This is a genomic window from Streptomyces sp. NPDC001732 (genome assembly GCF_053596315.1).
The window spans coordinates 43,703-65,666 of sequence record NZ_JBSFFY010000016.1 but is presented as its reverse complement, the minus strand read 5'-3'; the positions used below and the strand labels follow the sequence as shown (position 1 = coordinate 65,666).

At 71.0% G+C, this 21,964-nt stretch carries 22 protein-coding genes; 11 read left to right on the top strand and 11 right to left on the bottom strand.

Features of this window, described 5'->3' with window-relative positions; genetic code table 11:
• The first annotated feature begins 4 nt into the window (after positions 1 to 4).
• From ACWCXX_RS18170 to ACWCXX_RS18160, 3 genes are all read left to right on the top strand, one after another.
• Positions 5 to 784, top strand: coding sequence for an ABC transporter permease (locus ACWCXX_RS18170; RefSeq protein ID WP_451128297.1), 780 nt, complete (start codon positions 5 to 7; stop codon positions 782 to 784).
• A 192-nt stretch (positions 785 to 976) separates the two neighbouring features.
• Entirely contained in the window at positions 977 to 2,131 is a 1,155-nt protein-coding gene (locus tag ACWCXX_RS18165; protein ID WP_451128295.1) for an ABC transporter ATP-binding protein, read from the top strand.
• On the top strand, positions 2,128 to 2,979 hold the full coding sequence (locus ACWCXX_RS18160; RefSeq protein WP_451128293.1) for an ABC transporter permease subunit: 852 nt from the start codon (positions 2,128 to 2,130) through the stop codon (positions 2,977 to 2,979). The genes ACWCXX_RS18165 and ACWCXX_RS18160 overlap by 4 nt, the downstream gene beginning before the upstream one ends.
• 13 nt (positions 2,980 to 2,992) lie before the next feature.
• On the opposite strand, the gene ACWCXX_RS18155 is transcribed toward ACWCXX_RS18160, so the two are convergent.
• Complete coding sequence (locus ACWCXX_RS18155) at positions 2,993 to 3,322, bottom strand: ATP/GTP-binding protein (RefSeq protein ID WP_451128291.1); 330 nt, start codon at positions 3,320 to 3,322, stop codon at positions 2,993 to 2,995.
• A gap of 210 nt (positions 3,323 to 3,532) precedes the next feature.
• Here ACWCXX_RS18155 and ACWCXX_RS18150 point away from each other — a divergent pair, with 210 nt between their 5' ends.
• Positions 3,533 to 4,573, top strand: coding sequence for an LLM class flavin-dependent oxidoreductase (locus ACWCXX_RS18150; RefSeq protein WP_451128289.1), 1,041 nt, complete (start codon positions 3,533 to 3,535; stop codon positions 4,571 to 4,573).
• Positions 4,574 to 4,767: 194 nt separating this feature from the next.
• Here the strand turns inward: ACWCXX_RS18150 and ACWCXX_RS18145 are convergent, their stop codons facing one another.
• Positions 4,768 to 5,160, bottom strand: coding sequence for an SCO5389 family protein (locus tag ACWCXX_RS18145; protein ID WP_451128287.1), 393 nt, complete (start codon positions 5,158 to 5,160; stop codon positions 4,768 to 4,770).
• A gap of 271 nt (positions 5,161 to 5,431) precedes the next feature.
• Here ACWCXX_RS18145 and nucS point away from each other — a divergent pair, with 271 nt between their 5' ends.
• Entirely contained in the window at positions 5,432 to 6,103 is a 672-nt protein-coding gene (gene nucS, locus ACWCXX_RS18140) for an endonuclease NucS (RefSeq protein ID WP_148839250.1), read from the top strand.
• Between the two features lie 100 nt (positions 6,104 to 6,203).
• Here nucS and ACWCXX_RS18135 read toward each other — a convergent pair whose 3' ends face one another.
• The 4 genes from ACWCXX_RS18135 to ACWCXX_RS18120 all read right to left on the bottom strand — a co-directional run bounded on the left by ACWCXX_RS18135 (position 6,204) and on the right by ACWCXX_RS18120 (position 11,299).
• Complete coding sequence (locus ACWCXX_RS18135) at positions 6,204 to 8,729, bottom strand: ATP-binding protein (protein WP_451128285.1); 2,526 nt, start codon at positions 8,727 to 8,729, stop codon at positions 6,204 to 6,206.
• A gap of 355 nt (positions 8,730 to 9,084) precedes the next feature.
• Positions 9,085 to 9,408 (bottom strand): STAS domain-containing protein, encoded by a 324-nt coding sequence (locus ACWCXX_RS18130; protein ID WP_072486732.1) that lies wholly within the window; start codon positions 9,406 to 9,408, stop codon positions 9,085 to 9,087.
• Between the two features lie 235 nt (positions 9,409 to 9,643).
• Complete coding sequence (locus tag ACWCXX_RS18125; RefSeq protein ID WP_451128283.1) at positions 9,644 to 10,492, bottom strand: 3-hydroxyacyl-CoA dehydrogenase family protein; 849 nt, start codon at positions 10,490 to 10,492, stop codon at positions 9,644 to 9,646.
• A 165-nt stretch (positions 10,493 to 10,657) separates the two neighbouring features.
• Positions 10,658 to 11,299 carry a TetR/AcrR family transcriptional regulator gene (locus ACWCXX_RS18120; RefSeq protein WP_451128281.1) on the bottom strand — a complete coding sequence of 214 codons (642 nt, stop codon included), beginning with the start codon at positions 11,297 to 11,299 and terminating at the stop codon, positions 10,658 to 10,660.
• Between the two features lie 83 nt (positions 11,300 to 11,382).
• Between ACWCXX_RS18120 and ACWCXX_RS18115 the strand changes: the two genes are divergently transcribed.
• The 3 genes from ACWCXX_RS18115 to ACWCXX_RS18105 all read left to right on the top strand — a co-directional run bounded on the left by ACWCXX_RS18115 (position 11,383) and on the right by ACWCXX_RS18105 (position 13,561).
• Positions 11,383 to 12,261, top strand: a complete 879-nt coding sequence (locus tag ACWCXX_RS18115; RefSeq protein WP_451128279.1) for an ABC transporter ATP-binding protein — start codon at positions 11,383 to 11,385, stop codon at positions 12,259 to 12,261.
• Positions 12,174 to 12,923 (top strand): ABC transporter permease, encoded by a 750-nt coding sequence (locus tag ACWCXX_RS18110; protein WP_451128277.1) that lies wholly within the window; start codon positions 12,174 to 12,176, stop codon positions 12,921 to 12,923. Before ACWCXX_RS18115 ends, ACWCXX_RS18110 begins: the two co-directional genes overlap by 88 nt.
• A 65-nt stretch (positions 12,924 to 12,988) precedes the next feature.
• On the top strand, positions 12,989 to 13,561 hold the full coding sequence (locus ACWCXX_RS18105) for a cob(I)yrinic acid a,c-diamide adenosyltransferase (RefSeq protein WP_451128276.1): 573 nt from the start codon (positions 12,989 to 12,991) through the stop codon (positions 13,559 to 13,561).
• An 89-nt stretch (positions 13,562 to 13,650) separates the two neighbouring features.
• On the opposite strand, the gene ACWCXX_RS18100 is transcribed toward ACWCXX_RS18105, so the two are convergent.
• Positions 13,651 to 14,232, bottom strand: coding sequence for a hypothetical protein (locus ACWCXX_RS18100; protein WP_451128274.1), 582 nt, complete (start codon positions 14,230 to 14,232; stop codon positions 13,651 to 13,653).
• A 151-nt stretch (positions 14,233 to 14,383) separates the two neighbouring features.
• Here ACWCXX_RS18100 and ACWCXX_RS18095 point away from each other — a divergent pair, with 151 nt between their 5' ends.
• The 3 genes from ACWCXX_RS18095 to ACWCXX_RS18085 all read left to right on the top strand — a co-directional run bounded on the left by ACWCXX_RS18095 (position 14,384) and on the right by ACWCXX_RS18085 (position 18,282).
• On the top strand, positions 14,384 to 15,580 hold the full coding sequence (locus ACWCXX_RS18095; protein ID WP_451128272.1) for a sensor histidine kinase: 1,197 nt from the start codon (positions 14,384 to 14,386) through the stop codon (positions 15,578 to 15,580).
• Entirely contained in the window at positions 15,577 to 16,227 is a 651-nt protein-coding gene (locus ACWCXX_RS18090; RefSeq protein ID WP_451128270.1) for a response regulator, read from the top strand. The genes ACWCXX_RS18095 and ACWCXX_RS18090 overlap by 4 nt, the downstream gene beginning before the upstream one ends.
• A 177-nt stretch (positions 16,228 to 16,404) precedes the next feature.
• Positions 16,405 to 18,282: a glycosyl hydrolase family 18 protein gene (locus ACWCXX_RS18085; RefSeq protein ID WP_451128268.1), complete on the top strand. Its 1,878-nt coding sequence runs from the start codon at positions 16,405 to 16,407 to the stop codon at positions 18,280 to 18,282.
• 251 nt (positions 18,283 to 18,533) lie between these two features.
• On the opposite strand, the gene ACWCXX_RS18080 is transcribed toward ACWCXX_RS18085, so the two are convergent.
• The 4 genes from ACWCXX_RS18080 to ACWCXX_RS18065 form a co-directional block, all read right to left on the bottom strand.
• Positions 18,534 to 18,980, bottom strand: coding sequence for a DUF2550 domain-containing protein (locus ACWCXX_RS18080; protein ID WP_451128451.1), 447 nt, complete (start codon positions 18,978 to 18,980; stop codon positions 18,534 to 18,536).
• 141 nt (positions 18,981 to 19,121) lie between these two features.
• Positions 19,122 to 19,496, bottom strand: coding sequence for a F0F1 ATP synthase subunit epsilon (locus ACWCXX_RS18075; protein ID WP_259931878.1), 375 nt, complete (start codon positions 19,494 to 19,496; stop codon positions 19,122 to 19,124).
• Between the two features lie 111 nt (positions 19,497 to 19,607).
• On the bottom strand, positions 19,608 to 21,050 hold the full coding sequence (atpD, locus tag ACWCXX_RS18070) for a F0F1 ATP synthase subunit beta (protein WP_451128266.1): 1,443 nt from the start codon (positions 21,048 to 21,050) through the stop codon (positions 19,608 to 19,610).
• Positions 21,050 to 21,964, bottom strand: coding sequence for a F0F1 ATP synthase subunit gamma (locus ACWCXX_RS18065; protein WP_451128264.1), 915 nt, complete (start codon positions 21,962 to 21,964; stop codon positions 21,050 to 21,052). The genes atpD and ACWCXX_RS18065 overlap by 1 nt, the downstream gene beginning before the upstream one ends.

Sequence of the window (21,964 nt, the reverse complement as noted above, 5' to 3'; positions counted from 1 at the left end):
GACGATGGCACCGGTACCCGCGGTCCTGGCGTCCGAGTGGACCAAGATCCGTACGGTCTCCTCGACCGTCTGGACGCTGATCTCCGCGTTCGTCGTCACCGTCGCGATGAGCGCGGCGCTCTGCGCCCTGATGAACGCTCAGTTCAATGACCTCCCCGTGGTGGAGCGGGCCACCTTCGACCCGACCCTCATCAGCTTCTCCGGCATGGTCCTCGGCCAGCTGGCCATGGTGGTCTTCGGGGTGCTGGTGGTCGGTACGGAGTACAGCTCGGGCATGATCCGGACCTCGCTCGCGGCGGTGCCCCAGCGCGGTTCGTTCCTGTTCAGCAAGGTCGTGGTGGCCGGTCTGCTGGCCCTGGTGGTGGGCATCGCGACCAGCTTCACCTCGTTCTTCCTCGGTCAGGCCCTGCTCGGCGAGCACCGCACCGCCATCGGCGCGGACAACGTCCTGCGCGCGGTCGTCGGCGGCGGCCTGTACATGGGGCTGATCGGCATCTTCTCCATGGGCGTGGCGACGATGCTGCGCAGTTCCATGCTGTCGCTCGGCATCCTGATGCCGTTCTTCTTCCTGGTCTCCCAGATCCTGTCGGTGGTGCCGGGGGCGAAGAAGGTCGCCCGGTACTTCCCCGACCAGGCCGGCTCCAAGATCATGCAGGTGGTCCCGGACGCGATGAACAGCAATCCGGCGCCGTACGGGCCGTGGGGCGGGCTCGGCATCCTGACCGCCTGGGTGGCTGCCGCACTGGTCGGCGGCTATCTCGTGCTCAAGAAACGGGACGCGTGACGCAGAAGCCGCATCCGGCCTCCGAGGGCCGGTGGACGGGGCGCGGGGCGGGACTGCGGGGCCCGGGTACGGCGCGCCCCCGGGACGGCTTGGCCGGAACCGTCAAGGGCTGGATATCCTCCTAACTCTTACGGGGGTGTGCGGCCGCTCGGCCCGACCCCGACGACAGATGTGAGTCGATGGGGCTGAAGCATGATCGAGGCAGTCGGCCTGACCAAGCGCTACGGTGCGAAGACGGCCGTGTACAACCTTTCCTTCCAGGTGCGGCCGGGTGCCGTCACCGGATTCCTCGGTCCCAACGGGTCGGGCAAGTCCACCACCATGCGCATGATCCTGGGCCTGGACCGGCCGACCTCCGGTCACGTCACCATTGGCGGACACCCCTACCGCAGCCTGCCGAACGCGCCGCGGCTGGTGGGCGCGCTGCTGGACGCGAAGGCCGTGCACGGTGGCCGCAGCGCCCGCAACCACCTCCTCTCGCTCGCCCAGCTGGCCGGCATCCCGGCCCCCCGGGTCGACGAGGTGCTCGGTGTCGTCGGCCTCCAGGACGTGGCGCGAAAGCGCTCCAAGGGCTTCTCGCTCGGCATGGGCCAGCGGCTCGGCATCGCGGCGGCGCTGCTCGGCGACCCGCAGGTGCTGCTCTTCGACGAGCCGGTCAACGGCCTCGACCCCGAGGGCATCCTCTGGGTCCGCAATCTGATGAAGATGCTGGCGGCCGAGGGCCGCACGGTCTTCGTCTCCAGCCACCTGATGAGCGAGATGGCGCTCACCGCCGACCAGCTGATCGTGATCGGCCGCGGGCAGCTGCTCGCCGACATGAGCGTCACGGACTTCATCTCCGCCAACTCGGCCGACTTCGCCCGGGTCAGGGTCGCGGACGGGGCCACCGAGCAGCGCGAGAAGCTGACCGCCACGCTCACCGAGGCGGGCGGCCGGGTCATGCCCGAGCCGGACGGGGCCCTGCGGATCACCGGGCTCCCACTGTCCCGGATCAGCGACCTGGCGCACGGGGCGGACGTCCGGCTGTGGGAGCTCTCGCCGCACCAGGCGTCGCTGGAGGAGGCGTACATGCGGATGACGCAGGGCGTCGTGGACTACCGCTCGACGGCGGACGAGAAGGCCGGCCTCCAGCAGCCGGTGCACCAGGGGCACGGAGTCCCGCAGCCGCCGGTCCCGGAGGCCCCGCAGCACAACTGGTACGCCCCGCCGCCGCCCGGACAGAACCCGTACGCGCAGACCCCGCCCGGCCCCACCCCTCCTGCGGCCCCTGCCGCGCCCGCAGCCCCTGCGGTACCCGCCGCTCCCGCGGACCCGACCAAGCACGACACCAGCGAGGACGCCCGATGACCACGCCGCCGCCCCCGCAGGCACCGTCCCGAGAGCAGGACCTGTCGGCCGCGCTCGGCCCCTACACCTCGCCCATCCCGGTGCGCGCCGCGACCCTCGGCGACGCGCTCGCCTCCGAGTGGACCAAGATCCGTTCGGTGCGCTCCACGATCTGGACGCTCGGCGTCATGGTCGTGCTGCTGGTCGGGATCGGGCTGCTGGCCGCGGTCGCGGTCAGTGCCGCCGATGCCGACATGAGCTCGATGCCGGTGCTCAGCCTCGGCTTCTACGGAGTGCTGCTGGGCTCGCTCTGCGTCATCACGCTCGGCGTGCTGACCATCGCGTCGGAGTACGGCACGGGCATGATCCGTACGACGCTGACCGCCTGCCCCAGCCGGGCCCGGGTGCTGTGCGCGAAGGCGATCGTCTTCTTCCTGCTCACCTTCGTCATCACGACCGTGACCACCGCCCTGGTCGCGGCGGCGCAGACCGCCATCGTCGGCGGCGAGACGCCCTCCGGCGAGGCCTGGCTGCGCGCGACGGTCGGCGTCGGTCTCTACACCGCGACGCTGGGCCTGCTCTCGCTCGCGGTCGGCGCCCTCATCCGGCACTCCGCCGGGGCGATCACGATCATGATCGGCGTGGTGCTGCTGCCGCTCGTGCTGGCCATGTTCATGTTCTCGTCGTCGCTCGCCACCCTGCGGATGAAGCTCTTCGAGTACTCGATCCCCAACCAGCTCAGCGCGTTCTACTCGGCCCCGGTGGCCGATTCGGGGCCGTCCGGCTGGGACCCGCTGTGGATCATGCTCGTCGTCTCGGCAGTGGCGCTGGTCTGCGCCTGCCTCTCCATGGACCGCCGGGACGTCTGACCTCGCCCGCCCCTCAGTAACGAGGCGCGTTCCTGGACCGCTGCACCTGCGTGGTGCGGCGGTCCTTCGCGTTCCAGCACGCCTTGTGCCAGTGCCTGCGGTCGTCGATCCCGGCGTACTCGGACCAGGCCACCAGATGCGGGACGCCGGACGGGATCTCCTGGTCGCAGCCGGGGCAGCGGTAGTGCTTGCCCACCGCGCTCGCCCCGCTCACCGGGCGGACCGACCACTGCTCGCCCCGCCACTCCTCCGTGCGTCCGCCGCCGCCGTACCGGGACCCCGGCTCCGCCGCGCTGTCGTGGGGACTCTCGCCGCCTCGGGGGCGGTTTCGGCGCGGGGACACGGACACCTCACAGAACGAGCCGGGCAGTTCCCGTCCAGCGTAGGGCCATTCGGCCGATGACGGCGCCGGGCACCGTCCGGGGCGCCACCCCCGAAGAGGGCGAGTTACCGGAAAATCGCAACAACCTGCCTCCGGCCCGTGCCCTTGGCACGTGTCAGACGTTGTTGCCTGTAGGGGAGAGCCGCGTCGGCCGCAAGGAGGCAATTGGCGATGCGTGTGGGAACGTTCGTACTGGCAGCCCAGTTTCCGGGGCAGGGGCCGGGGGAAGCGCTGCACCGCGCGGTCCGGTCCGCCGAGGTGGCGGAGGAATCCGGACTCGACTCGGTCTGGCTGGCGGAACATCACTTCGTGCCGTACGGGGTCTGCCCGTCCGCCGTCACCCTGGCCGCGCTGCTGCTCGGCCGCACCCGCAGGATCCGGGTGGGCACGGCGGTCAGCGTGCTGTCCACCCAGCACCCGGTCGCGCTCGGCGAACAGGCCGCGCTGCTCCACCTCACCAGCGGCGGCCGGTTCACCCTCGGCGTCGGCCGGGGCGGACCGTGGGTCGACCTGGAGGTGTTCGGGGGTGGCCTGGAGGCGTATGAGAAGGGCTTCCCGGAGTCCCTGGGGCTGCTGCTCGACTGGCTGCGCGAGCCGCGGGTGGCGGGGCGCGGCGAGCTGTACGGCTTCCGCGAGGTCGCGGTGGTCCCCCGGGCCGACGAGCTGATCGACGAGGGCGGCGACGGCCTCGGCGGCCCGGAGGTGGTCGTCGCGTGCACCTCGCCGAAGACGGTGCGGCTCGCGGCGGAGAACGGCCTGCCGATGCTGCTCGGGATGCACTGCGGGGACGAGGAGAAGGCCGACATGGTCGCCCTGTGGCGCTCCACCGCCCTCGCCGCGGGCCGTTCGCCCGAGAGCGTCCGCGCCGCCGGGCACGTCTCCGCGGGGGTGGCCCAGCTCGCCGACCGGCGCGAGGACGCCGTGGAGACGCTCGTGAAGACGATGCCCGGCTGGCTGCGACAGGGGCTGGACGCCCATGTGACGGTCGACGGACGGCACCGGGTGATGCGCGATCCGGTCGCGTACACGGAATTCCTGTGCGGGCTTCATCCGGTGGGCCCGCCCCGGCTCGCCGCCGACCGGCTCGCCGCCACCGCCGAGCGGACGGGCATCACCCGCTTCGCACTCCTGGTGGAGGGCTCGGGGGACCTGGCGGCCACGGAGGAGACCGTGGCACGGCTGGGCACCGAAGTGCTGCCGCTGCTCACATGACACCTCGTCAAAAGTACGGGCACCGCCGCTCCGGAGCCGGCCGGAGTTCCTCCGGCCCGGAACGACAGCAGAAGCGTTCAGGACCCGTACGGCCTCGACCGACCGGACAGGTCCCGGGGCGTGCCGCGGAAGCAACGTCGTCCGCCGAGGGCGGGCCGGGAGCACCCGGCCCGACGGGGCTTCCGCAACACGCCCTAACAGTCCCGCAGTTGGGGTGACTGATTGAGCAACTGGCCCCGCACCGAGGTGAAGCGGGCCAGCCGCTCGTCGGACGAGGCGTCCAGCGGGAACACCGCTACGCGGTGGCAGTTCTGGAATGCCAGACGCACCCCGAAGTGCCGCTGGAGCGCACCGCGGATCGCATCACTCGCGAGTGCGCGCAGCAGCTGACCACGGGCCTGCTCGTCCGGCGGGGGCGTCTGATTGTCGGCGAACTCTCCGCCGTCCACCTTCAGCTGGGCCACCAGAGAGCTGATCATCTCCCATGCGTAGGGCAGGGAGGTCCGGACGCAGTCGACGAAGTCTGCTTCGTCGACCTCGCCTCGCTCGGCCTGTTCCAACAGCGCCGGTGAGACGTCGAGCGACATGGGTTCTCCTCTCGCGACCCCGATAGCTTGGCCGGGGCCTTACGGGCAGGGAAGGAGGACGGCGACGCAGCGTACACAGACGGCGACCTCCCGCTTACACGGTACGGGCGCAGTCCTGGCCGCACCAGGAGATTGGGAACACAACCGGCCAACAACGAAGGGGCGCAAAGAGGGGCAAGCCAGATCAGGACTCGTCGGCGGAGAGGCGGAGTGACGGGGGTGACGGGGGAGAATCGCGTGGAGCGCCCCTCGTCGAGTAGCGTTGCCGACCATGCGTCTCGTCATCGCCCGCTGTTCCGTGGACTACGCCGGCCGGCTCACGGCCCATCTGCCCTCCGCTCCCCGTCTGATCCTGGTGAAGGCGGACGGGAGCGTGTCGATCCACGCCGACGACAGGGCGTACAAACCCCTCAACTGGATGTCACCGCCCTGCACCTTGAAGGAGGGCACCGGCGACACCGCGGACGTCTGGACCGTGGTGAACAAGGCGGGCGAGAAACTGATCATCACGATGGAGGAGATCCTCCACGACTCGTCCCACGAACTGGGCGTCGACCCGGGCCTCATCAAGGACGGTGTCGAGGCGCATCTCCAGGAACTCCTCGCTGACCGGATCGAGACCCTGGGCGAGGGCTACACCCTGATCCGTCGCGAGTACTTCACCGCCATCGGGCCGGTGGACATCCTGTGCCGGGACGCCGACGGGGGGACCGTCGCCGTGGAGCTGAAGCGGCGCGGCGACATCGACGGCGTGGAGCAGCTGACCCGTTATCTGGACCTGCTCAACCGCGATCCCCATCTCGCCCCGGTGAAGGGCGTCTTCGCGGCCCAGGAGATCAAGCCGCAGGCCCGGGTGCTGGCGACGGACCGCGGGATCGACTGTGTCGTCCTGGACTACGACGCGCTGCGCGGCATCGAGGACGACAAGCTGCGGCTCTTCTGACAGCCGCGGTTTTCCCACCCGCCCGTCTCCCCTCCCCGCTCGCCCCTCCGGACGCCGGACGTGTGTGTCACGTCCGGCGTCCGCCGGTTTCGGGGGCGGTTCAGGCCGTCACCGGGCCGTCGTCCGGGCTCGCCGACGCGGCCGAGGACGACGACGAGGAGGAGGGTCCGCTCGCCGAGTCGGAGGTGTCGGGCGAGGTCGGCTCGGGCTCGGTGGCCGTGTCCGTCGGTTCCGGGGTCTCTGTCTCCGTGGGGGTCGGGGTGGGACTTTCCGACTTCGTCGGGGTGGACGACTTGGTGGGGCTCGACGTCTTGGTCGGCCGGTCCGAGGACGGCTCGTCGCTGGTCGGCCGGTCCGAGGACGGGGTGTCGCTCGGCCCCGTCGATCCGGTGGACGGCGAGCCGCTCCCGCTCGGCGTGATCTCGCTGACCGACGGGCCGGGCGTCGCCTCGCCGTTGGAGGGGGCGGAGCCGGGGGTCGAGGCGTTCGACGGGGCGTCGGCCGGGTCCTGGTCCGTGCCGCCGTCCTTCTCGCCGGACGACTGCTCGGTCGTGACGCCCCGGTTCCCCGGGACGTCGTCGTTGCCGGACGTCAGCCCCAGCACCACGACGGTGCCGAGCACACCGGCCAGGAGCACGCCCGCGGCCGTCGCGACCAGATTGCGCCGGGCGAGGCCCAGCACCGAGAACCCGCCGCCCCGTGCGGCGGGCGCGGCCGAGGGGGCGCTCTGCCGCGCCATCACCGCGGTGGGGCCCTCGTCCGGCTGTGAGAGCACCGGCGTCCGGGCCGTGACCGCCACCGGGCGGGCGGACGGTGCCGTCTGCTCCACCGGCTCCGCGAACGGCACGTCCTCGCCCACCTGCGCGAGGGCGCCGGGCAGCGGCCCGCCGGAGCGGTCGGCGACCAGGGCGAGCGCGCGCCGTCCGGCCACCGCGCCCGACTTGTCGGCGAGTGCCCCTCGCATGCCGATCGACGTCTCCAGCTCGGCGCGGGCCCGGTCCGGGTTGCCGGAGAGGAGCGCGAGGACGCCCAGTTCGTGGTGGAAGTACGCCTCCTCGGCGACCTCTCCGGCGATCCTGGCCGCCTCCTGACCGATCCGCAGCGCCCGCTCCCAGGCTCCCCAGTGCAGCCCCGCCGCGAAGGCCGGGGCGGCGCTGCGGGCCAGCAGCACGACCGTGCTGGTCTGTCCCGCGCCGTCGCCGGGGACCAGTTGTGCCATCGCCGCGAGGACGGCGTCGGCCTCGGCCGCCGCCCGCTCGGGGGTGACGGAGGGGTGCCCGGCCCACCAGGCGTAGTGCCGGGCCGCGGTCCGGGCCCGGTCGGTGGCGTCCTCGCCGTATCCGGCGGCCTCCAGCTGGGCGGCGACCCCGGCGGCCAGCCGGTAGCGGGGACCGACCGGCGAGAGCAGCCCGCAGCCGGCCAGTTCGCCGAGCGCGGCGTCCGCATGGGTGTCGCCGACGAGCGCCGGCAGATGGGCCTGGTGCGGTACCTCGCCGCCGAGCGCCACGGCGAAGCGCAGGGTGTCGCGGGCGGGGTCGCTCAGCCGGGAGGCGAGCAGTGCGGCGGGGGCCGCGCCGTCACCGAGGCCGGGCAGCGGTACGTGGACCCCGTCGACGGCCTCGTCGTGTCCGAAGGGCGAAGCCGCGGGCCAGTTCTCGTGCCCGTGCTCCCCGTGCGCCTCGGGGTCGGCGCGCAGCAGGTCGCGCTGGCGCAGCAGGGCGCCCGCCTGGACGAAGCGCAGTGGCAGCCCCTCGGACTCGAACCAGAGGTCGCCCGCCCAGTTCTTCTCCTCCTCGGTGAGGGGGCGTTCGACGACCTGCTCCAGCAGTTCGACCGAGGCGTCGCGGCCGAGGCCCGCGAGGAAGACCTCTTCGAGGTGCGAGTCCGCGCCGGGTGCGGCGACATCCGGGGTCACCGCGACCAGGAAGGCGCACTCGGGGGTGGCGTCGAGCAGTTCCTCCAGCGCGGCCCCGCCGAGCTCCAGGTCGTCGAGCAGGACGACGGCGCCGATGCGCCGGACCTCTTCGAGCAGAGCGGCGCGGTCGGGGCGGTACGACGGCGCCTCGTTCACGGCGTCGAAGAGCCCGTACAGCAGGTCGGTGGCGGTCTTCCGGCAGCCGGAGAGCCGTACCACTCCATCCGGTGCGAGGCCGGCGCAGTCGGCGGCGACGGCGTCCAGCAGGGCGGTGCGGCCCGACCCGGCCGGTCCGGTGAGCCGCACCGAACGGCCCCTGGACAGCAGGCGCACCAGTCGTCCGCGTTCCTCGGCGCGTTCCAGGAGCGGGAGCTGCGGGGCGGGCGGTCCCGGCGGCACGGGCGGGGCGAGGGCGCGTTCGTGGTCGGCGCGTCCGGTCGCGGTGCGCCGGACCGGAGCGGGGGGCTGCTCCCCCGGCGGGCACAGTTCGACCTCGCTGCCGTCGACCGGGTTGACGGTGAGGAGGTAGTCGCCCGATATGAGGCGGACGAAGCGCGCCTGTTGCGGCGCCTGTCGGCCGAGGTCCGGAGCCCCGGCGGCGCCCTGGGCCGAGCGGGGCCGGGGGTCCGGGGAACGGTCGTGGACCGGCCCGTCACCGAAGCCGTCGTTGTCCCGGCCGAACTCTTCCGGCCCCCGGTGTGTCGGGTCCATCGTCAAAGCCCCCAGACGCGTCGTGCACGATTGCCCCTCCGGCCTCGCACGCCTCGCTGTCGCTTCCGGTCCGGTTTCCGCCGGGTGGGTTCGTCAATCGGCGGACGGGCCGAACCCTAGACCGTCGACCGGGGTCCCCGCACAGTCGGGGGGTGGCGCCGCCCGAAGCGCACGTTCTCATGCGGATTGCGCGCTTTCGGCCACGGCGGTTCCGGGCCGCAGCGGCAGCGGCGCACCGTACGGCCGTGCGGGCGGGGTCGACCGGCGCGTGGGCACGGCACTCGGCGCGAAGGCCCCCGCACGCGCGGCGGCGGACGGGCCCGGCGAGGAACCGCGGCACGAGACCGTGCGGGTCCTACACGCGCGGCAGCGAGTCCGCGGCGATTCCGCCCTCGATGGCCAGAATGCGATGCAGCCGGGTCGCCACCAACAAGCGCTGCATCTGCGGCGGTACGCCGCGGAGCACCAGTCGCCGTCCGGCGCGTCCGGCGCGGCGGTGTGCGCCCATGATGACGCCGAGTCCGGTGGCGTCCCAGGAATCCAGCTCGGTCAGGTCGAGCACCAGGTCGCCGACTCCGTCGTCGAGGGCCGAGTGCAGGGCCGTACGGGCGTCCGCCGCGCTTCGGACGTCGAGGCGGCCCCCGACGACCAGCTCGGCGTGGTCGCCCCTGATGTGCATATGCGCTCCCCGGAATGCTCCGTAACAAGGTTCGTCTGTCTGTGCCGTCTCTCCCACAACTGACTGCGGCGGAGACGGAGAGGTTGCCGTCTGTAAGCGAACCGATACCGAATTCACTCCGTGGAGTGACCAAGGCCCGGCCAGGATTCGCGTGGGTCCACGGTCTCCGGAAGATGCCCCCCGGGCCTCCGGGCCCGATCGACGGCGGATCGGGCAACCGGAGGACCGAAAACGATCAGTACGTGTAGAAGCCCTGCCCGCTCTTGCGGCCGATGTCACCTGCGTCCACCATCCGGCGCATCAGCTCCGGTGCGGCGAACTTCTCGTCCTGGGACTCGGTGTAGATGTTGCTCGTGGCGTGCAGCAGGATGTCGACGCCGGTCAGGTCCGCCGTGGCGAGCGGGCCCATGGCGTGGCCGAAGCCCAGCTTGCAGGCGATGTCGATGTCCTCGGCCGAGGCGACGCCCGACTCGTACAGCTTGGCGGCCTCGACGACGAGCGCCGAGATCAGCCGGGTGGTGACGAAGCCGGCGACGTCGCGGTTGACGACGATGCAGGTCTTGCCGACGGACTCGGCGAACTCCCGCGCGGTGGCGAGGGTTTCGTCGCTGGTCTTGTAGCCGCGCACGAGTTCGCAGAGCTGCATCATCGGGACCGGCGAGAAGAAGTGCACGCCGACGACGCGCTCGGGGCGCTCCGTCACGGCCGCGATCTTGGTGATCGGGATGGCGGAGGTGTTGGAGGCGAGCACGGTGTCCTCGCGGACGATCTTGTCGAGCGCCCGGAAGATCTCGTGCTTGACCTCCAGCTTCTCGAAGACGGCCTCGACGACGACGTCCGCGTCGGCGACCGCGTCGAGGTCGGTGGTGGTGGTGATGCGGGCGAGCGCGGCCTCGGCGTCGGCCGCCGCCAGCTTGCCCTTGGAGACGAACTTGTCGTACGAGGCCTTGATGCCGTCGCGTCCGCGGGTCAGGGCCTCGTCGGTGACGTCGCGCAGCACCACGTCCCAGCCCGCCTGGGCGGAGACCTGCGCGATGCCGGACCCCATGAGTCCGGCCCCGATGACGGCGAGCTTCCTGGCCACGTCTGCACCCCTTGGTTTCTGTACGCCTCTGCAGCTGGTCCCTGCACGGCCGGTCTCAACGGTTGTTCACATGCTCTCCGGCGGAGATTAGTACCCGTGAGGGGCGCTGGGGCCCCGAAGAGATGCGCGTCACGTCTCAAATGACGGACATCACACCGGGGTCCGTCATCCGGCGGCGCGCCGGGCGTAGTTGAGGACCTTTTCGCCGAGAAGCTCCTCGATCTCGTCGAGCAGGACGAGTGCGTCGCGGGAGACGTCGACCGCCTTGCGTCCGGCCAGCATCTCCTGGCCGATGTGGCCGACGAGGGCCCCCTCGATCCAGGCGAGCTGACCGCCGACCAGCCCCGGCAGCGGATCGTCCGCCGCCGCACCGGTCTCCTCGCGCAGGGTGGTGACGACGGCGTCGAGCACCTCCCGCTGGAGGCGGGCGAGGCGGGCCTGGAGGGTGGGCGCCTCCTCGACGACCCGCATGAAGCGGGCGAAGCCGTCCATCAGTCCGAGTTCCGGCGAGACCGAGACGACCAGGGCCCGCAGCTCCCGCAGGACCGCCTCGGCCGCCGACTCGCCCTTGTCGCGGGCTCGGACGAACCGGGCCACCCGCTGGGTGACGCCCTTCATCCGGTCGAGGAAGAGGTCCTCCTTGGCCGGGAAGTAGTTGTACACCGTGTTCACGGAGACGTCCGCCAGCTCGGCGATCTCGGCGACGGTCACCGCCATGAAGCCGCGCTCCAGGAACAGCCCGGTCGCGAGGTCCGAGATGTGCTGCCTGGCCTGGCGCTTCTTGCGCTCCCTGAGTCCCTCGGTCATCCCCTCATCGTAGGCGTCCGGCATGAGCCCATGAAAAATTGGTGTCATTGCATTTTTTGGGTGTCTCTGTTTTTGTGTTCACTATGCCAATCATCAGTGCGTCCGGGCTCTCCCGGACCTTCGACAGCAGGAGCGGGCCGGTGCACGCCGTGCGGTCCGTCGACCTGACGGTCGCGGCCGGTGAGATCGTCGGCCTCCTCGGCCCCAACGGGGCGGGCAAGTCCACCACCCTGCGGATGCTGACCACGCTGCTCGCCCCCACCGGTGGCACGGCCACCGTCGCCGGGCACGACCTGGTCGGCGACCCGGCCGGGGTCCGCGCGGCGTGCGGGTACGTCGCCCAGTCCGGCGGCGTCGACCCGTACCTGACCGTGCGGGAGGAGCTGGTCACCCAGGGACGGCTGTACCGGCTGGGCAAGGCGGAGGCGACCGCGCGGGCCGCGGAACTGACGCACGCCCTCGGCCTCGACGGGCTGCTCGACCGGAAGGCGGTCACGCTCTCGGGCGGCCAACGGCGGCGCCTGGACATCGCGATGGCCCTCACCCACCGCCCGTCCGTCCTCTTCCTCGACGAGCCCACCACCGGACTCGACCCGGCCGGCCGCGCCGGCCTGTGGGAGCTGGTGCGCGGGCTGCGCGACGGCTTCGGCACGACGGTCGTCCTCACCACCCACCACCTCGACGAGGCGGACGAGCTCGCCGACCGGCTGATCGTGATCGACCTGGGAGCGGTCGTGGCCGAGGGCACCCCGGCCGCGCTGAGGACCGAGTACACCGGCTCCCCCACCGCCTCCCTCCAGGACACCTTCCTCGCCATCACCGGCCGGACCCCCGCGCCCGCAGGTCCCGCACCCCTCTCCCTCCAGGACCGCCGATGCTTCTGCACGACACCGCGCTCGTCCTCGGCCGGTACGCCCGCCAGACCCTGCGCTCCCGTTTCCAGATGCTCTTCGGCGTCCTGATGCCACTGCTGTACCTGCTCTTCTTCGGCCCGCTCCTGAGCGATCTGCCGCTCGGCTCGACCGGTGACTCCTGGCAGGTCCTGGTACCCGGACTGCTGCTCCAACTCACCCTGTTCGGCGCCTCGTTCACCGGTTTCTCGATCATCGTCGAGAAGTCCTCGGGAGTGGTGGAGCGGATGCGGGTGACCCCGGTCAGCAGGCTGGCGCTGCTGCTGGGCCGGGTGCTGCGGGACGCCGTGCTCTTCGTCCTCCAGGCGGTGCTGCTGGTGCTGGCCGCCCTGGTCATGGGGTTGCGCGCGCCGCTGCCCGGGGTCCTGATCGGCTTCGCGTTCGTCGGGCTGCTGACGGTCGCACTGGCCTCGCTGTCCTACGCGCTGGCCATGAAGGTCGCGACGCCGCAGGAGTTCGGCCCCGTCATCAACGCGGTCACCATGCCGGTGATGCTGCTCTCCGGCCTGATGCTGCCGATGACCCTGGGGCCCGCCTGGCTGGACACCGCCTCGCGCCTCACGCCGCTGCGTCACCTCGTGGACGCGGTGCGGGACGCGTACGTGGGCGCGTACGCCACCGCGGACATGCTGTACGGGGCACTGGTGGCGGTCGCCCTCGCGGCCGGGTCCGTGGCGCTGGGCGCCCGGGTCTTCCACCGGACCGGGGCGTGAGCCGTGCCCCTCCCCGGCGTGCCGTGACCGGCAATGTCTGCCGGGAGGGGCACTAGCCTGACGGCATGGTCAACCTGACACGTATCTACACGCGCACCGGCGACCAGGGCACCACCGCCCTCGGCGACATGAGCCGGACCGCCAAGACGGACCTGCGGATCTCCGCGTACGCCGACGCCAACGAGGCCAATGCCGTCATCGGCACCGCGATCGCGCTCGGGCAGCTCCCCGAGGAGGTCGTGAAGGTACTCGTCCGCGTGCAGAACGACCTCTTCGACGTGGGCGCGGACCTGTCGACGCCGGTCGTCGAGGACCCGAAGTACCCGCCGCTGCGGGTCGAGCAGAGCTACGTCGACAAGCTGGAGGCGGACTGCGACCACTTCCTGGAGCAGCTGGAGAAGCTGCGCAGCTTCATCCTGCCGGGCGGTACGCCGGGGGCGGCGCTGCTGCACCAGGCGTGCACGGTGGTCCGGCGCGCGGAGCGGTCCACCTGGGCGGCGCTGGAGGTGCACGGCGACACGATGAACGCGCTGACGGCGACGTACCTCAACCGGCTCTCCGACCTGCTGTTCATCCTCGCGCGGACGGCGAACAAGGAACTCGGCGACGTGCTGTGGGTCCCGGGCGGCGAACGGTAACCCACCGGTCTCCGGCCCCTGGGGTCCCGCTCGTGCCGACGTGAAAGGCCCGGTCCGGCAGTCGACTGCCGGACCGGGCCGAACCGGTGTCAGCGCAACGTCTTCGGCTCCGTTTCCTGCTCCGCCTTCTGCTCCGTCTTCGGTTCCGTCTTCGGGAACAGCGTGTAGCTCACCGCGATGACCAGGTTGAGCCCGATCACGAACAGCATCTTCTGCTGCCACGCCTGCAGCGTCGACACGTCCCCGTCCCCGCCGACGTACCAGACCGCCGCCTGGAGCAGCGCCAGCGCCGTCACCGCCGCGACGGTCCACCGTGCGGCGACCCGCCACTCGTGCGCCGCGCGGGCCATGCCGTACTTCGGCGGCTTCACCGGCGGCGGCCCGCCCGCGAAGCGGTGGGCGACCCGGGCGTCGACCCAGCGGATCGTCGAGTGGCCGAGGCCGACCGTGAAGCCGATGTAGACCGCGGCCAGCCCGTGCTTCCAGTCGGGCACCGCGCCGTTCTTCAGGTCGATCGCCGTCACCACCAGCAGCACCACCTCCAGCAGCGGCTCGCACAGCAGCACGGCGGCGCCCAGCCGCGGCTTCTTCGCCAGGTACCGCAGCGCGAGTCCCGCGGCCAGCAGCACCCAGAAGGCGACTTCGCAGAGCACGATCAGCGTGACGATCACGGCATCTCCCCTTCCGGTCCACTCCAGTCTTCCGGCCGGCCGGGGCCCGATCGTCGTCGGCGATGACGAACCCGGACTGCATCCTTCGATGTACTGGCGCCTCGGCCCCGGTAGGGAGGCCCCGGCACGGGAGGCCGTGTTGGATGGGAGGGTGTTCTCCTTTCCCCGCCCGCACCGCCACGACGTGCTCCTGGCCGCCCTCGGCCTGGCCGGCGGCGTGCTCCTGTGGCTGGTCGGGCTGCACCTCCAGGGCAACCGGACCTTCACCGCCCCCTGGGTCTGTCTGGTGCCGCTCGTCGTCGTCTCCGGGCTCGAACTGCTGCGCAGGGCCGCCCCGCAGACGGGACTGGTCGTCGGCACGCTCGCCCTGGTCGCGGACCAGTTCACGGTCGGGAACCTGGCGACGGTCCTGATGTTCACGGACCTGGTGTACGCGGCCGTGCTGTACGGGAAGCCGTCCGCCGCCCGCCGCATCCCGGTGACCACGTTCCTGATCATGGTCGCCGTCACGATCGGCTTCCTGGCCTGGTTCCGCAACCCGCAGGCGCTGCTCGTCGGTGTCGTCACCGGCATGATCTCGTTCCTGCCCGCCCTCACCGGGGTGAGCGTCCGCAACCACCGCGACGCCGCCGAGACGGCCCGGCTGCACGCCGAACAGACCGCGCTGCTGGCCGAGATGGACCGGGCCCAGGCGGTGACCGCCGAACGCACCCGGATGGCCCGCGAGCTGCACGACATGGTGGCCAACCATCTGTCGGCGATCGCCATCCACTCCACCGCCGCGCTCTCCATCGACGACCCGGTCACCTCGCGCGACGCGCTGGGGGTGATCCGGGAGAACAGCGTCGACGGCCTCGCCGAGATGCGCCGGCTGATCGGGCTGCTGCGCACCGGCGGCAGCTCCTCGGAGCCCGCCGCCTCGCCCACCCTCGCCTCACTGGACGCGCTGATCGAGCAGACCCGCACGAACGCCGCGTCGAGCGGGCTGACCTGCACGTTCGAGGACGCCCGCGAGGACCGGGGCCCGCTGCCCGCACCGGTCGAGCTGGCCACGTACCGGATCGTCCAGGAGTCCTTGACCAATGCGCTCAAGCACGCCGCGCCCGGCCCGGTCGGGGTGCGGCTCGGCCAGTCCGACCGGACGCTCACGATCGAGGTCAGCAGTGTGCTCGGGGAACGTCCCGGACCCCGTGCGCCCGGCTCGGGGGCCGGTCTGGTGGGGATGCGGGAACGAGTGGCGCTGCTGGGCGGCACGATCGAGGCGGGCCCCTCGCTCACCGGCGACGGGACGGGAGTCTGGCGGGTACGGGCCGAACTGCCCGTGGAGGAAGGGGTATCGAGAACATGACGATCCGGGTTGTGGTCGCCGAGGACCAGTCGGCCGTCCGGGCCGGGCTGGTGCTTATCCTGCGCAGCGCGTCCGACATCGAGGTCGTCGGCGAGGCCGGGGACGGCGAGGAGGCGGTGCGCCTGGCCCGCGAGCTGCGCCCGGACCTGGTGCTGATGGACATTCAGATGCCGCGGCTGGACGGGGTGTCGGCGACCGGACAGGTGGTGGCCGAGCGGCTCGCGGACGTCCTGGTGCTGACCACGTTCGACCTGGACGAGTACGTCTTCGGGGCGTTGCGGGCGGGGGCCGCGGGCTTCCTGCTGAAGAACACCGAGGCGCGCGATCTGCTCGAAGCGGTACGCACGGTGGCGCGCGGCGAGGGGCTGATCGCCCCGGCCGTGACGCGGCGTCTGATCGCCGAGTTCGCCGGGACCGCTCCCGTACGGCCGGGGAACGCGCCCGACCCCTCAATGCTGGACACGCTCACCCGACGGGAGCGGGAGGTTCTCGGCTGTCTCGGCGAGGGGTTGTCGAACGCCGAGATCGCGGTACGGCTCTCCATGGCGGAGGCGACGGTGAAGACGCACGTCAGCAGGTTGCTGGGCAAGCTGGGGCTGCGCAGCCGGGTCCAGGCGGCGGTGCTGGCGCAGGAGTTGGGCGTCTGAGGAACGAGCGGTCACGGTGTGATCTTTGGTCTGGACCTCTTGACGATTGGTCCAGACCTTCCTAATCTCACCGGACACACTGCGGTGAGTACGCCATGACAAGGCGCGCTCAGGGCGGCGCAGGGTTTGCAGTCCACGGACCACCCCGTTTGTCCGGACCTCACCCGAGGAGCACCGTTGAGCACTGAAACCCCCCTACGCCGTACCCGACTCAGACTCGGGCACGGCAGAGCCAACAGATCCAGAGCGGTCGCGGGCCTCACCGCCCTGATCCTTCCGCTCGCCGCGATGGTCGGCCTGGCCTCCCCCGCCGAGGCCGCCACTTCGGCAACCGCCTCCTTCGTCAAGAAATCCGACTGGGGCAGCGGCTTCGAGGGCCAGTGGACGGTGAAGAACACCGGCACCACCGCCCTTTCCTCCTGGACCATCGAGTGGGACTTCCCCTCCGGCACCGCGGTCGGCTCCGCCTGGGACGCCACCGTCACCAGCTCCGGAACCCACTGGACCGCCAAGAACCTCGGCTGGAACGGCACGGTCGCCCCCGGTGCCTCCGTCAGCTTCGGCTTCAACGGCACCGGCACCGGCGCCCCCACCGGCTGCAAGCTGAACGGCGCCTCCTGCGACGGCGGCAGCGTCCCCGGCGACAACGCCCCCTCGGCACCGGGCACCCCCACCGCGAGCGCCGTCACCGACACCTCGGTCAAGCTGAGCTGGACCGCCGCGACCGACGACAACGGCATCAAGAACTACGACGTCCTGCGGGACGGCGCAGTGGTCTCGACGGTCACCGGCACGACGTACTCGGACTCCGGTCTCAAGGCCGGCACCGACTACTCGTACACCGTGCAGGCCCGGGACACCGCCGGCCAGACCGGCCCGGTCAGCGGCTCCGTCAAGGTCCGCACCACCGGCGGCGGCACTCCCCCCGACCCGGGCACGGGCGGCAAGGTCAACCTCGGCTACTTCACCGACTGGGGCGTCTACGGACGCAACTACCACGTCAAGAACCTGGACACCTCGGGTTCCGCCGCGAAGATCACGCACATCAACTACGCCTTCGGCAACGTCCAGGGCGGCAAGTGCACGATCGGTGACGCGTACGCCGACTACGACATGGCGTACACCGCCGAAAAATCCGTCGACGGCGTGGCCGACACCTGGGACCAGCCGCTGCGCGGCAGCTTCAACCAGTTGCGCAAGCTCAAGGCGAAGTACCCGCACATCAAGGTTCTGTGGTCGTTCGGCGGCTGGACCTGGTCCGGCGGTTTCGGTGAGGCCGCGAAGAACCCGGCCGCGTTCGCCGAGTCCTGCTACAACCTGGTGGAGGACCCCCGCTGGGCCGATGTCTTCGACGGCATCGACATCGACTGGGAGTACCCCAACGCCTGCGGCCTGACCTGTGACACCAGCGGCCCGAACGCACTGAAGGGCCTCACCTCGGCCCTGCGCACCAAGTTCGGCAAGGACTACCTGGTGACCGCCGCCATCACCGCCGACGCCTCCGCCGGCGGCAAGATCGACGCCACCGACTACGCAGGCGCCGCCCAGTCCCTGAACTGGTACAACGTGATGACCTACGACTTCTTCGGCGCCTGGGAGGCGAAGGGCCCCACCGCTCCGCACTCCCCGCTGACCTCGTACGACGGCATCCCGCAGGCCGGCTTCAACTCCGCCGACGCCATCGCCAAGCTGAAGACCCAGGGCGTGCCCGCCTCCAAGCTGCTGCTCGGCATCGGCTTCTACGGCCGCGGCTGGACCGGTGTGACCCAGGACGCCCCCGGCGGCACCGCCACCGGCCCCGCCCCCGCCACCTACGAGGCCGGCATCGAGGACTACAAGGTCCTCAAGAACAGCTGCCCCGCCACCGGCACGGTCGCCGGCACCGCCTACGCCCACTGCGGCACCAACTGGTGGAGCTACGACACCCCGGCCACCATCACGTCCAAGATGACCTGGGCGAAGGGCCAGGGCCTGGGAGGCGCGTTCTTCTGGGAGTTCAGCGGTGACACCACCAACGGTGAGCTCGTGGGCGCCATCCACAACGGCCTGAAGTAGTCCCGCACAGCACCGCGCACGAAACCCCCCGAAAAGCAGCCGGGGAGACAGGTCCGCCCCCTGTCTCCCCGGCTTTCGTACGTCCGCACTCCCCCACGGGGGCTCCGCCCCGCACCGGCCCGTCGACCGGGCTCCGGGCACCGCTCCCCCACCGTGACTCCGGCCGAATCCCACCGGAGACGGCACGAGGCCCCGGGCGCGATCCCTCGCGTCCGGGGCCTCGTGTGCGACCCGTCGTATCGGGGGCCTGCTCAGGCCACGTTGACCCGCTGGCCGGGCGGGGCCGCCTCCAGCCAGGCGAGGAAACCGGTCAGCGCGTCCTCGCTCATGGCCAGCTCCAGGCGGGTCTCCCGGTGGAGACAGCCGAGCACCACGGCGTCGGACAGGAGCGCCAGCTCCTCCTCGCCCTCGGGCATCCGGCGCGCGACCACCTCGATCGCGGAACGCTCCAGGCCGCGGCGCGGCCGGGGCGAGTACGAGAAGACCCGGAACCAGTCGATCCGGTCTCCGCTGTACCGGGCGACCCCGTACACCCAGCCCTTGCCCGAGAGGTCGGGCTCCTCCGGCACGTTCCACCGCAGGCTGCAGTCGAAGGTCCCGCCGGAGCGCTGAATCAGCCGCCGGCGCAGACCGAAGACGAAGAGCCCGACCAGAATCAGCGCGATGACCAGGGCGCCCACCCACAGCGCGAGGAACATCTCCACCGACCTCCTCGCGTCGTCGAGTAACGGATACCACCAGGAATACAACCGCACCTGCATCGCCTCAGCCGCGACACGGTCTGGAGGGTTCTCCAGCTCGGGCCGCGGCTGAGGGTAAAGCTACGTGGTCGCGATGCGCTAGCGCACCGCCACCGCACGCAGTCGCACTTCGGCGCGCCGCTCGGAAGCGGCGTCCGTGTCCGACTTCGCACGCTCCAGCGCACGCTCGGCGCGCTGGACGTCGATCTCGTCCGCCAGCTCCGCGATCTCGGCGAGCAGCGAGAGCTTGTCGTCCGCGAACGAGATGAAACCGCCGTGCACAGCGGCGACCACGGTCTGGCCGTCGCTCGTACGGATCGTCACCGGGCCCGATTCCAGCACACCCAGAAGCGGCTGGTGACCGGGCATGACGCCGATGTCGCCGGACGTGGTGCGCGCGACGACCAGGGTGGCCTCGCCGGACCAGACACTGCGGTCCGCGGCGACCAGCTCGACGTGCAGCTCAGCAGCCAAGGGTGGCTCCTCGGGTCACCACCCGGCCGTTCGAGCCGGGTGTTGGGTCAATTCTACGGGGCGTGGTGAGGGGGACGGGACACGCCCCGCCCCCCTCGGTGAGCCAGGGGCTCAGGAGACGCCGAGCTCCTTGGCGTTGGCCTTGAGGTCCTCGATGCCACCGCACATGAAGAACGCCTGCTCGGGGAAGTGGTCGTACTCACCGTCGCAGATCGCGTTGAACGCGGCGATCGACTCGTCGAGCGGAACGTCCGAACCGTCCACGCCGGTGAACTGCTTGGCGACGTGGGTGTTCTGCGACAGGAAGCGCTCGACGCGACGGGCACGGTGGACGACGAGCTTGTCCTCCTCGCCCAGCTCGTCGATACCGAGGATCGCGATGATGTCCTGGAGGTCCTTGTACTTCTGGAGGATCCCCTTGACGCGCATGGCGGCCGCGTAGTGGTCGTCCGCGATGTAACGCGGGTCCAGGATGCGGGACGTGGAGTCCAGCGGGTCCACGGCCGGGTAGATGCCCTTCTCGGAGATCGGACGGGAGAGAACCGTCGTCGCGTCGAGGTGGGCGAAGGTGGTGGCCGGGGCCGGGTCGGTCAGGTCGTCCGCGGGGACGTAGATCGCCTGCATCGAGGTGATCGAGTGACCACGGGTCGAGGTGATGCGCTCCTGCAGCAGACCCATCTCGTCGGCCAGGTTCGGCTGGTAACCCACCGCGGACGGCATGCGGCCGAGCAGGGTGGACACCTCGGAGCCGGCCTGGGTGTACCGGAAGATGTTGTCGATGAAGAAGAGCACGTCCTGCTTCTGCACATCGCGGAAGTACTCCGCCATGGTCAGACCGGCCAGCGCGACGCGCAGACGCGTGCCCGGCGGCTCGTCCATCTGACCGAAGACGAGCGCCGTCTTGTCGATGACGCCCGAGTCGGCCATTTCCTCGATGAGGTCGTTGCCCTCACGGGTGCGCTCACCGACACCGGCGAACACCGACACACCGTCGTGGTTGTTGGCCACGCGGTAGATCATTTCCTGGATCAGAACGGTCTTGCCGACACCGGCACCACCGAACAGACCGATCTTTCCACCCTTGACGTACGGGGTGAGGAGGTCGATGACCTTGACGCCGGTCTCGAACATCTCGGTCTTGGACTCGAGCTGGTCGAAGTTGGGCGCCTTGCGGTGGATCGCCCAGCGCTCGGTGACCTCGGCCTCGGCCTCGGGCTTGTTCAGGATCTCACCGAGGGTGTTGAACACCTTGCCCTTGGTGATGTCGCCGACGGGGACCGTGATGCCGGTGCCCGTGTCGGTCACCGCGGCCTGGCGGACCAGACCGTCGGTGGGCTGCATCGAGATCGCGCGGACCAGGCCGTCGCCGAGGTGCTGGGCGACTTCGAGGGTCAGCGTCTTGAGCTTGCCGTCCTCGGCCGGGTCGGCCACCTGGACGTTCAGCGCGTTGTAGATGTCCGGCATCGCGTCGACGGGGAACTCCACGTCGACGACCGGGCCGATGACCCGGGCGACGCGGCCCGTGGCAACGGCCGTCTCAACTGTCGTCGTCATTACTTGTCACTCCCCGCGGTCGCGTCGGCCAGCGCACTGGCACCACCGACGATCTCGCTGATTTCCTGGGTGATTTCGGCCTGGCGGGCCGCGTTGGCAAGCCTGGAGAGCGTCTTGATGAGCTCACCGGCGTTGTCGGTGGCCGACTTCATCGCGCGGCGGCGGGCGGCGTGCTCGGAAGCAGCGGCCTGCAGCAGCGCGTTGTAGATCCGGCTCTCGACGTACCGCGGAAGCAGGGCGTCGAGGACGTCCTCCGCCGACGGCTCGAAGTCGAACAGCGGCAGGATCTCGCCCTTGCCGCCCTCCTCCTTCGTGGCATCGAGACTGAGCGGCAGCATCCGGTTGTCCACCGGGTTCTGCGTCATCATCGACACGAACTCCGTGTAGACGATGTGCAGCTCGTCCACGCCGCCCTCGGCGGTCTCCTGGGTGACCGCCTCGATCAGCGGGGCCGCGGCCCGCTTGGCGTCCTCGTACGTCGGGCTGTCGGTGAAGCCCGTCCACGAGTCCTCGATCTTCCGCTCGCGGAAGCCGTAGTAGGCGACGCCCTTGCGGCCGATCACGTAGGTGACGACCTCCTTGCCCTCGCCCCGGAGCCGCTCGGTCAGTCGCTCCGCGGCCTTGATGGCGTTGGAGGAGTAACCGCCGGCCAGACCGCGGTCGCTCGTGATGAGCAGGATCGCGGCCCGTGCCGGGGTCTCGGCCTCGGTGGTCAGCGGGTGCTTGGTGGTGGAGCCGGTCGCCACCGCGGTCACCGCGCGGGTGAGCTCGGTGGCGTACGGCATCGATGCCGCCACCTGGCGCTGCGCCTTGACGATGCGCGAGGCGGCGATCATCTCCATCGCCTTGGTGATCTTCTTCGTGGCGGTGACGGAGCGGATGCGGCGCTTGTAAACGCGAAGCTGAGCGCCCAT

Excerpts from the sequence above, each read along its gene's own strand:
- ACWCXX_RS18130 (WP_072486732.1), bottom strand. The coding sequence starts at position 9,408 with ATGCACATCAGGGGCGACCACGCCGAGCTGGTCGTCGGGGGCCGCCTC.
- ACWCXX_RS18090 (WP_451128270.1), top strand. The coding sequence starts at position 15,577 with ATGACGATCCGGGTTGTGGTCGCCGAGGACCAGTCGGCCGTCCGGGCC.
- ACWCXX_RS18150 (WP_451128289.1), top strand. The coding sequence starts at position 3,533 with ATGCGTGTGGGAACGTTCGTACTGGCAGCCCAGTTTCCGGGGCAGGGG.
- ACWCXX_RS18160 (WP_451128293.1), top strand. The coding sequence starts at position 2,128 with ATGACCACGCCGCCGCCCCCGCAGGCACCGTCCCGAGAGCAGGACCTG.
- nucS (WP_148839250.1), top strand. The coding sequence starts at position 5,432 with ATGCGTCTCGTCATCGCCCGCTGTTCCGTGGACTACGCCGGCCGGCTC.
- ACWCXX_RS18135 (WP_451128285.1), bottom strand. The coding sequence starts at position 8,729 with ATGGACCCGACACACCGGGGGCCGGAAGAGTTCGGCCGGGACAACGAC.
- ACWCXX_RS18105 (WP_451128276.1), top strand. The coding sequence starts at position 12,989 with ATGGTCAACCTGACACGTATCTACACGCGCACCGGCGACCAGGGCACC.
- ACWCXX_RS18065 (WP_451128264.1), bottom strand. The coding sequence starts at position 21,964 with ATGGGCGCTCAGCTTCGCGTTTACAAGCGCCGCATCCGCTCCGTCACC.
- ACWCXX_RS18120 (WP_451128281.1), bottom strand. The coding sequence starts at position 11,299 with ATGACCGAGGGACTCAGGGAGCGCAAGAAGCGCCAGGCCAGGCAGCAC.
- ACWCXX_RS18080 (WP_451128451.1), bottom strand. The coding sequence starts at position 18,980 with ATGTTCCTCGCGCTGTGGGTGGGCGCCCTGGTCATCGCGCTGATTCTG.
- atpD (WP_451128266.1), bottom strand. The coding sequence starts at position 21,050 with ATGACGACGACAGTTGAGACGGCCGTTGCCACGGGCCGCGTCGCCCGG.
- ACWCXX_RS18170 (WP_451128297.1), top strand. The coding sequence starts at position 5 with ATGGCACCGGTACCCGCGGTCCTGGCGTCCGAGTGGACCAAGATCCGT.
- ACWCXX_RS18145 (WP_451128287.1), bottom strand. The coding sequence starts at position 5,160 with ATGTCGCTCGACGTCTCACCGGCGCTGTTGGAACAGGCCGAGCGAGGC.
- ACWCXX_RS18110 (WP_451128277.1), top strand. The coding sequence starts at position 12,174 with ATGCTTCTGCACGACACCGCGCTCGTCCTCGGCCGGTACGCCCGCCAG.
- ACWCXX_RS18165 (WP_451128295.1), top strand. The coding sequence starts at position 977 with ATGATCGAGGCAGTCGGCCTGACCAAGCGCTACGGTGCGAAGACGGCC.
- ACWCXX_RS18115 (WP_451128279.1), top strand. The coding sequence starts at position 11,383 with ATGCCAATCATCAGTGCGTCCGGGCTCTCCCGGACCTTCGACAGCAGG.